The sequence below is a fragment of the Acidimicrobiales bacterium genome (assembly GCA_035533095.1).
Lineage (GTDB): Bacteria > Actinomycetota > Acidimicrobiia > Acidimicrobiales > Palsa-688 > DATLUM01.
In genome coordinates, this window is the sequence record DATLUM010000134.1 from 1 (window position 1) to 9343 (window position 9343).

At 68.2% G+C, this 9343-nt stretch carries 8 protein-coding genes; 6 read left to right on the plus strand and 2 right to left on the minus strand.

The window, feature by feature from the left end; all coding sequences use genetic code 11:
* Positions 1-196: 196 nt before the first annotated feature.
* Positions 197-1519 (minus strand): hypothetical protein, encoded by a 1323-nt coding sequence (locus tag VNF71_15415; GenBank protein ID HVA75943.1) that lies wholly within the window; start codon positions 1517-1519, stop codon positions 197-199.
* A complete protein-coding gene (locus VNF71_15420) occupies positions 1516-1785 on the minus strand; it encodes a hypothetical protein (protein ID HVA75944.1) in 270 nt (89 codons plus the stop codon). The genes VNF71_15415 and VNF71_15420 overlap by 4 nt, the downstream gene beginning before the upstream one ends.
* A 413-nt stretch (positions 1786-2198) precedes the next feature.
* On the opposite strand from VNF71_15420, the gene VNF71_15425 reads away from it, so the two are divergent.
* From VNF71_15425 to VNF71_15450, 6 genes are all read left to right on the plus strand, one after another.
* Entirely contained in the window at positions 2199-2723 is a 525-nt protein-coding gene (locus VNF71_15425; GenBank protein ID HVA75945.1) for a DoxX family protein, read from the plus strand.
* 417 nt (positions 2724-3140) lie between these two features.
* Positions 3141-4052 (plus strand): hypothetical protein, encoded by a 912-nt coding sequence (locus VNF71_15430; GenBank protein ID HVA75946.1) that lies wholly within the window; start codon positions 3141-3143, stop codon positions 4050-4052.
* 53 nt (positions 4053-4105) lie between these two features.
* Positions 4106-5371: a hypothetical protein gene (locus VNF71_15435; GenBank protein ID HVA75947.1), complete on the plus strand. Its 1266-nt coding sequence runs from the start codon at positions 4106-4108 to the stop codon at positions 5369-5371.
* Between the two features lie 1138 nt (positions 5372-6509).
* Positions 6510-6719, plus strand: coding sequence for a metallopeptidase family protein (locus tag VNF71_15440; protein ID HVA75948.1), 210 nt, complete (start codon positions 6510-6512; stop codon positions 6717-6719).
* 103 nt (positions 6720-6822) lie between these two features.
* Positions 6823-8652 carry an HD domain-containing phosphohydrolase gene (locus VNF71_15445; GenBank protein HVA75949.1) on the plus strand — a complete coding sequence of 610 codons (1830 nt, stop codon included), beginning with the start codon at positions 6823-6825 and terminating at the stop codon, positions 8650-8652.
* A gap of 415 nt (positions 8653-9067) precedes the next feature.
* On the plus strand, positions 9068-9343 hold a 276-nt coding region (locus VNF71_15450; GenBank protein ID HVA75950.1), incomplete at its 3' end, for a hypothetical protein.

The window sequence follows — 9343 nt, forward strand, 5'->3', positions numbered from 1 at the left end:
GGCTCGTCGCCAGGCCGAGGGCAAGACCTGGCGAGAAGCACTCCGCTGTCTCAAGCGCCACCTCGCCGACGTCGTCTACAGGACCATGTTGCTTGACATTCGAGCGGCCGAAAATCGGGGCTTGACGAGATAGGAGCTCACAAGCTGGGACTTGACCCGGCCGGCTCGCACGCGACCCCTTGACCGGCCGTGGCGGTCAGCGTCCGGAGGCTGGAGCGAACCGGAGCCACCCCGCGGGCAGGTCGGCCAGGAACTGTCGGACGAGGTCGGGCCGGGCCGTCAAGCGCCAGTCGACGACGTCGTTGACCTCGGTCTCGAGCTTGCGCCACTCGAACCAGCCGATCAGGTGGATCAGCGGGTACGAGGTCGCGGTGCCGACCGAGAACACCTGGCGCCACCAAGCCTGCTTGACCGCCAGCTCCGACGCTCCCCCGCCAGCCGGCCGCCACAACGCCGCGGTCTCCACGATCGCCATCGGCTTGTGGTGACCTTCCGCGTAGACAGCGTAGAAATCGGAGGCGGGCTCGCCCGCCGCCCCGCCACTGCCCGTCAGCAACTCGGCGAACTGCGTCGGGGGCGGCACGTCGTTCGCGCCCCACGGATAGCTGTTGCCCCAGTGGTAGAGCGACATGCCGACCCAGTCGACTGCATCGTCACCGGGCCAATACGGCGCATACGGGTCGTCCGCGGCGGTCAGGCGGCCGTCGTGGTTGGTGTCGAGCGCGGCGAAGGCAGCCGTGCCCGGTTTGGCGTCGTACTGGCCGCCCGAGAACGGGTATCCGTCGGCACTGTTGGGCGCCCACAGCATGGCGCTTCCGGGCGCCAGCCGGTGGACGGCCGACGCGACCACGCGGAAGGCTGCCACGTAGGCGACGGGGTCCTGGCCCCACGCATACCAGGTGCCGTTCATCTCGTGGGCGAAGCGGACGAGCGTGGGCACGCCGCACCCCCGGTACCCCGCGAGCAGCCGCGCCAGGTCGTCCGCGGCCGAGGGAGTGACGGTGCTGAGGCCGCCGTTCGGCATCAGCGTGAGCACCGCGATGCCGCCCACCGAGCGCACCTGGCCATAGAACGCGTCGAGGTTGGCGTGGTCGGCGGCCGTGAAGGGGAACTCGACGAAATCAACCCAGGCGGCCGGCGTATGCGAGGGGCCGAGCCGGGACGACACCGCCGCGACGCTATCGCCGGCCCAGTCGATGCCCATCCCGAACCACGTTCCCGATGGGTGGGTGAGATCCGCGGGCATCGGGTTTGGACCGGTCATGCCGGGGGCGGAGCACGTCACGGCGCTCGCCGAACCGTCGACTGCTGCCGTGGACGCCGCCGGCCCGGTCGACTCGGTCGAAGAGGTCCCCGGCGTTGGCGAGCCTCCCGCGCCGGGGCTGGATGAACCCCCGGCACCGCTCCCACAAGCGAGCAGCGACGAGAGGAGCGCGGCGACCACCAGCGCCCTGGTGCAGCGAAGGCTCGTTTGCCGCATGGCGGCACCGTCGAAGGCTCGGCGGAGCCGATCCGTCACGCGTCCTCGTCCGAAACGGTGGAGTTGCTGCCGGCCGGTGCCTCAGCCTGCCTGACGATCGCACGCGCCAGACGGCTGCGATCGAGATACGGCCCCGGCGCGATCGTGGGCATGGATCCTCCGTCGTGGATGCGGGGCCTGACTGTCTCCCGCTCGATGGCGTCCGCCCACCACCAGATCGGGCCACTCAACTCCGGCAATAGACCCACCGCTCGAACCGTGGCTCCGCTCTCAGGGATCGCAGTCGACGCGCGAGCGGGGGCCATCGATATCCTGGCCCTCCAGCAAGAGTCTCCACCCGGGTTCTGCAGGGTCGCAACGAGGCCGTGCACTTCGCCGCGGCGAGGGTGTCGCTCGAGGGTCGCCTTCGAGAAGAGGTGGCGGCGCCTTATCGCGGAGGTGACGAACGAGTCAGGGGCGCGGAGCGGCCGGATCGGTCACCAGCGTCGCGCAGCCGCGCGCGCCAACCCGAGGGACGACGTCGAGGGCTCGATGGGTCCTCTCCGGTTGAACCACGTCGGTCGACGCACCGCCCGACTCGCTGCTCGCCGGTGGCGGCCCAAGCCAAGCCCCCGCCCGTAACTTGGTTGCGCTCGCAACGGAAGCGTAGAGTAGGGCAGGTTCACGGCGGATCAGCCTGTCGTTCGGTCGTGGACGTGTCTCGACTGGAGTCACGGAAATGACGCCCGGCGATCTCGGTCTCCTCGTCCTGCGGCTCGTGATCGGCCTCACCTTCGCCGCCCACGGCGCGCAGAAGGCATTTGGCTGGTGGTCGGGTCCCGGGTATGCCGGCTGGCGGGCTGGGATCGAGCGGATGGGGCTTCGACCGCCAGGCTTCTGGACACTCGTCTCGACGGCGGCCGAACTCGGGGGCGGGGTCCTCCTCGCAGTGGGTCTCCTCACCCCGTTCGCGACCGCAGCGCTCATCGCCCAGTCGGTCGTGATCGTCGGTCTCGTCCATCTGCCAAAGGGTTTCTGGAACCGCAACGGCGGCGTCGAGTTCGCGCTCAGCCTTGCGGCGGGAGTCGTGGCCCTCGCCGGCACCGGATCCGGGTCGGCGTCGCTCGATGCGGCCCTGGGGCTGACGTACTCGGCGGAGGTTCGCGGTCTGCTCATCGCGGTCGGGATCGTCGGCGCCCTCGTCGGGCTGGTGATTTCGCGCCTTCGGCCAGTGGAGCGTCCGGCGGCGGGAGGGCCACGCTAGCGCGGCTCAGACCGGCGGTGGCCTTCTTGGGCCCCGGCAGAGGCCCCCGTCGGCGCGATCCAGCAGGTTCCGCGTGCGAGCCTCAGCTGGAAATGTGGAATCTCTCGTCAACGCCCCGCCGCCTCGGTTTGGGGTCACGGGCACCTCGATCGAGCGTGGCCGACGTGGAGCTGATCGAGACCAATGACGGTACCGACCAGCGGGCAGGGGCATGGCCGGCGGACGGAGGGCTGCCTTCTCGGCGGACGTCCCGCGCAGCACCTGCTAGGTCGGCCCTCGCGCACCCGCGCCAGCCCGTCCGGGCGGGGATCGGCGCGGCAGAAGAGTGCCCCAGTGAGTCCTTGTCCGACGTCGCCGCCGATGGTGCCCTCCGTGGAACGTGCGGATCGCGCTCGTTCCAGGCCAGGGGTGATCGTCATGCGCCGCCTCCTCGGACTCCTCTTCGCCGGCGGGCTCCTCCTGCTCGGCTCGCTGCCGCTCACGACGAGTACGGCTGCAGCGACGCTCGCTGCCGCGACGACCTGCAGCAACGGCGTCGACAACACCGGCGGCCTTGGCCTGATCTGCAACGTCATCGTCGTCAACACGATCACCGCCAGCGGCGGCACCGCGGTGGTCACGGTCCAGGAGTGCCATGGCGCCGCGGGTGCTCCGTCAGCTGCCTGCACAACGACCACGGATTCCCTCACCGGACCGGTCACCGTTGTCAACCAGTGCAACAACTCGATCAATGGCGGCGGCGGCACGCTCCGCTGCAGCGTCCAGATCACGAATGACTTCGGTGGCGTCAGTCCCGGCGCGACCGGTGCGACCGTCAACCAATGCGTCGGGTCCGGCGGCGGGATCACCACCGGGTGCAACCCCTTCCCCGCTACCACCTCCGGTGCGGCCATCACCCAGTGCAACGGCTCGGCCAATGGCGGCACCCTCGTCGGGATGACCTGCACGGCGACGGGAACGATGGCCGCGGCGGCCGGTGTCACAGTCAACCAGTGCAACGGTTCCGCCAATGGCGGTCGGCCTCACCGTCGGGGTCGTGAGGCGTGCCATCCGCTCTGGCTAAGCGACCGGGTCGAACCGCCTGGTGGGGCCTCGGCCCCGACGGCCGACGGGACGATCTACGTCGGGCTCTGGGCTCGGCTTTTCGCGCCGGACGGGACAGCCTCCTACTCTACGTTCGTTCGCGTCGCCCGCACCATGTCCGCGTCGTGCTCGTCTTTCCCCTGCATCCACGCCCGCACCGGCGGGATGCTACGCTTCTCCGTCAACAGTCAGGGACGTGATATGGCCACGGTCGGGCCTCAGGAATGTCGAGTGGGGGAGACATGAGAAGATCGGTGCGAGTCGCCAGAAGATTCGGAGCCGTACTAGCAACGGCCGTCGTGGCGGCCTCGGCCGGGTTCGTGTCGGCGCCGGTGGCACTAGCCGGTACCTGCCCAGGCCCATGCCTGGGACTTTCGTTCGGTGATAACGCGACCGCCGTCCGTCCCGCAGGCGTCGACGTCACGCAGGGATCCGAGGTCCTTCAGGGGTTGCGCAGCTGGGGTTTGGCGATCCACAACGATCAGTACGACACGGTGGCGGCAACCCATGCCGTGATCAACGTCCAGACTGGTTACCCGGCGTCGAGCTTGGAGGGCCCGCTCTCGGCGTCGACTGCCGCGCTCGGCCCGGTGGTCCTGGGTCTCGATGTGAACTCGACGATTCCAGTTGCCTTCACCCCTGGGTTTGACTCAACGCGCTCGATGAGCCCGGAGGTAATCCCAGCCGGCGGAGGACGCCAGTTAGTGCGAGTCACGTTTACGCGGACCGATGCGTCGGCCTGCCAAACCAACATCCCAGGCCAGGAGGGATGCGGATTTATAGGGGTCCTTGACCTTGCTGGGTTGGCGGGGGCAGCGATCGTGGCGGTGGCGGGGCCCTCGAACCTCGACCAGAGCGAGAGCTTCGTCTCGAATCTGCAGCCCTCGGGTGCCAACTGGACTATGGGCGACCCAATCCTTGGAAAGACGTACACGGTGACGGCCACGATCAGCCTCCCCGATCTGGGTCATGCCTACGTCTACAAGCCATCGGTCATGCTGACCTTGGGTGATTCTGGTCCGACTGGGTGCCACAGCACCTCGGCGAACAGCCTGGATACTTGTGCCGGACCGACGATGAGCGTCACAGTGCCAGACGCCACTCTCGACGGCGCCACGCCCGGCGCCGGCAAGGTGACGTTTTCGGTGGATCAGTCTGTCATCTGGGACATCGGAGGTCCGCGACCGGATACGAGCGTTCTATACGCGGGACTGAACGTCGCGGCGAAGACTGATGTCGCCATCCACAGCGACAGTGCCGTCGGTATGACCCAGGCCGGATTCACGGCGCCGACCAAGGTGGTCAAGGCCGGCACCTGGGTGACCATCCGGTTCCAGACGCGGCCGGCTCTCGGGGGCAAGACCCTCAGCATCTGGGTCGCCCGGAAGATCAACGGGATGTGGACGAAGCTCTCGCCGCACACGAGCGTGAAGTCGAACGCCCAGGGCGTGGCCTACTACTCGTACCGGGCCGGATCCGCGTACTGGTCGTTCGTCGCCCGGTATGCGGGCGATGCCACGACAGGCCCGGGCTCGTCATCGGGGACGCAGGTCCGCTGGTTGTGACCGGCCGCCGAACCGGCGCCTGACCCGCGCGCAGCGCGCGACGACAGGAGAGCCGTCGGCCGATCGTCGGGCCGTCGACACGCCCTCGACCAGCGGTGTCGGGAACCACGGGCCCGATCTCGTCGAGCGATGCCGCCAGTCACGATCCCGCGCATCGTGATGCCTCCAGATCCTGAAGCCCCGGCGGCAAGCTGTGGTCACATCGGCCCATCGGTGGCGAGTACCCTGAGGCGCCGCATCATGACACGCCTTCGCTTGCCGGATGGCCCGAGCGAGCGCGGCCGCCGACCGAATCTGCAGAATGGGTGCCCGGCCGAGCGTGGTCGCCCCGAAATCTATGCCGTCGAGCATCAGGCCGAACCGGCAGGCACCGAGTTGTTCCTCGTGCCGTCACGGGGATCGCAACCCAGCCCCGATATTGGGAGCCCGAGAGCGGCATCGCCTGACGGAGCAGCATTCCCGAGTTGGTTGGCGCTCGTCGGGCCGTTTGCTACGATGGCGGCCTCCCGAGCGGGAGTAACTCAGCTGGCAGAGTGTCTGCTTCCCAAGCATTGACCACTCGGCGGTGAACTTTCCTCGTGGGATCCCCAACGAAACGGTGTGAGTTATCCGCTGTTCGCACGCTCGTGCACCGCACCTTCAGTCCCGCCTTAGCGCCGACGCGCCGTCACCAATTCGGTGGATCTTGGTCACCCAGCGCTCCGAGCCACGCCCAGCGCGCAATGGGAAACTCTAGGGGCGCATCTGCCGGCTCCGGCGGCGAGCTCGGAGAACCTGAATTGATCTCTGAACCTCGCAACCGTCGGGTTAAGCGATCCGGTCACATTCGGGGAGGGTCGGCAGCCTCACACATTCGTTGAGCAGGCGCAGCTGTTGGCGTTGCTACAACCGGGGTGTCCACGTGAAGGTCCCTCGCTCACGCTTCTGGCGTGGCGATCTGCGTGCTGGTCGGCTGACGGTCCTGCCGGTCGTCCCGGACCGTGGGCCCGCCACTCGTCCGCCGCGGTGCCAGTGGACGTAACGGCCGACGAGGGCGGACACCCACGATATATCTGGTCATCGTGGGCGGCTCGCCAACGAAGCCATTCGTGAGCAAGCGGCGGAGCTCGGGAGCTTGATCAAGCACTGACTGGCGACGATGGCCGCACCCGTACCGTACCGAGGGACGGTCAGCTTGCCGCTATGGCGGGCGACCGATCGGCCGGCCGTGTTCCGCGGACCGCTTGCCCGCTCCCACCCGAATCCGGACGACCTGCGGGCAGCCGTCATCGAAACGCTCCACCACGAGATCGGCCATCACTTCGGCATCTCGGATCAGCGGCTCGGAGAGCTGCGCCGCAGCGGTTGATGCCTGGTCGGGCCATCCCGTCCTTCGAGTCGCCGTAGGCAGTACGAGGCCGGACCTTTCGGCTATGTCGCCAAGATGCACCCCCTGCCTAGCATCTCGGCTGATGAGTCCCTCAGGCACTGCTTCCAGCGTGCACCCCGGCCGCCGCCGAGGTCCGGCGCTGCTCGCATTGGTATTCGGCGTCTTCCTCGCAATCATCGGCATCACCGCGACCGCGCAGACCGTTCTCGTCTCGTCGCATCTCTCCACCGCCGCGCTTGACTCGGTCGTGGGCGACGACACCGCCCTCGTCCGGGTGCTCGTGAATGGCACGCTCACGCCCGACGACCTCACCGCGACCGGCGTCACCCCGGCGAGGCTCGCCACCGTCGAGGCGAAGCTCGCCGCGGTGGTGGTCCAGGGCGGCATGCTTCGGGCCGAGGTGCGGACGCCGGATGGTCGGCTCCTCTTCGCGAGCGACGGACGTCCCCTGCCGGTGGTCTCGACCACGGATTTCGCGAAAGCAGCCGCGGGTTCCGCCGCGGCGAGCATCCTGCCGGCGTCCAGCTCCACCTTCGGTACCGCTCAGCTCCTTTCCGAGGCCTTGCCGATCATCTCCGGGGGTCAGGTCCGAGCCGTCTTCGTCGTCGATCGGGACGCTGCCCCGATTCTCCAGGGCATCGAGAACACACGCCAGGAGATCGTCATCGTCACGCTCTCCGCGGCGCTCATCGTCGCCTTCATCCTCTACCTCATCTTCCGCTCGGCTCAGGGACGTCTGACGCGCCAGACGCGTGCGCTCCTCGACGCGACCCGACGCGATGCGTTGACCGACATGCTCAATCACGGCGCGCTCGTGACCGAACTCGCTCGACAGGTGGAGAACGCACGGCAGTCGGGGAGCAGCGTCGAGATCGCCCTCATCGACATCGATAGCTTCCGGCTGCTCAACGACACTCACGGCCATGATGCCGGCGATCGGGCCCTCCTCGAGGTGTCGAGGCATCTCACCAGGTGCGCGCCGGAGGGTTCCACCGTCGGCCGCTATGGGCCCGACGAGTTCCTCGTGATCGCTATCCAGAGCGTGATCGCCGGCCTCGAGCCGGCCCTCGAGCGGCTCCGTGCACAGCTCGCTGATGTCGACCTGCAGTTCGACGGCACCGACCGGCTTCCGCTGACAGTCAGCGGCGGCGTCTGCACATATCCGCTTGACGCAGATTCGGTGACGTCGCTCCTCTCGGTCGGCGCGATGACGGTCGCCGACGCGAAGGCGAGCGGCGGCGACGCGATCCGAGTTGCGCACGCGCTGGGCGCGAAGCCCGCCTTCACCAAGACGTTCGACATCCTGCAGGGTCTCGTCATCGCGGTCGATACCAAGGACCGCTACACGAAGCGCCATTCGGAGGACGTCGCGCGCTACGCTGACTTCATCGCCGACCGGCTCGACATCGAGCCTGAATTGCGTCGGGCGATCCACATCTCGGGGCTGCTCCACGATGTCGGGAAGATCGGCATTCCCGACTCGATCCTGCGCAAACCCGCCAAGCTCACCGCCGAGGAATACGCAGCCTTCCAGCAGCATGTCGCGCTCGGCGACATGATCGTGCGGGATCTGCCAACGAACGACCTGGTTCGGGCTGGCGTCCGCTATCACCATGAACGATGGGACGGGCGCGGCTACCTCGAGGCCTTGGCAGGGCAGGACATTCCGCTCATCGGCCGGATCCTCGCGGTCGCCGACGCCTTTTCAGCGATGACCACGACTCGGCCATACCGCAAGGCGTTGTCGGTGCAGGAGGCCATCCGTCGGCTCGAGGATGCCGCCGGATCGCAACTCGAAGATCGCCTCGTGCGAGTCTTCGTGGACGGGCTCCAGAGTGCGGAGCAGCCGCCCCTGCCGGACGCGACCACCTGGCGCGCAAAGATCTGGACGTCCGCCGACCAGGTCGCATGATGGCTGGCAGGCCAACGTTGGCTCGGACCACCGACAGATGCCTCCTGCTGTTCGGTGTAGGCGTCGCCCTAGCCTTCGGCTCGGCGACACTCGCCCCGGAGAACGTGCGTGCGGCAACGACCGCGTGGACCGTCACGGCAAGTCCGCTCATGTTGACGGAGGGTCAGACCACGACGATCACCTTGACGGTGACGGCGATCGGAGGAACGCAGATCGGCTGCGTCGTGGTCACGATTCCGTCGGGATTCAGCGTCGTTGGTTCGAGCGGACCTGCCCCGTGGATCGCGCAGCCTGTTCAGGTCGGTCCGCCCGCCATCGCCCAGTTCAACGTCACCTCCGACCCTCAGCGCCTGACGAACGGTGCGTCCGCGAACTTCGCGATCATCGTCGTCGCCACGACGAGTCCCTTTGGCGCTTGGACTGTCGATACCTACCAGAAGTTCGACGCAACCAGCACGTCGAATGGTCTTCCGGTGACCCTGCTCTCGCCGTTCGTGATCGCTCCAACGCCCACGCCCACCCCGACGCCGACGCCGACGCCCACGCCGACGCCGACGCCGACGCCGACGCCCACGCCGACGCCGACGCCCACGCCCACCCCGACGCCGACGCCGACGCCGACGCCGACGCCCACCCCGACGCCCACCCCGACGCCCACCCCGACCCCAGCCCCGACGCCGACGCCGACCCC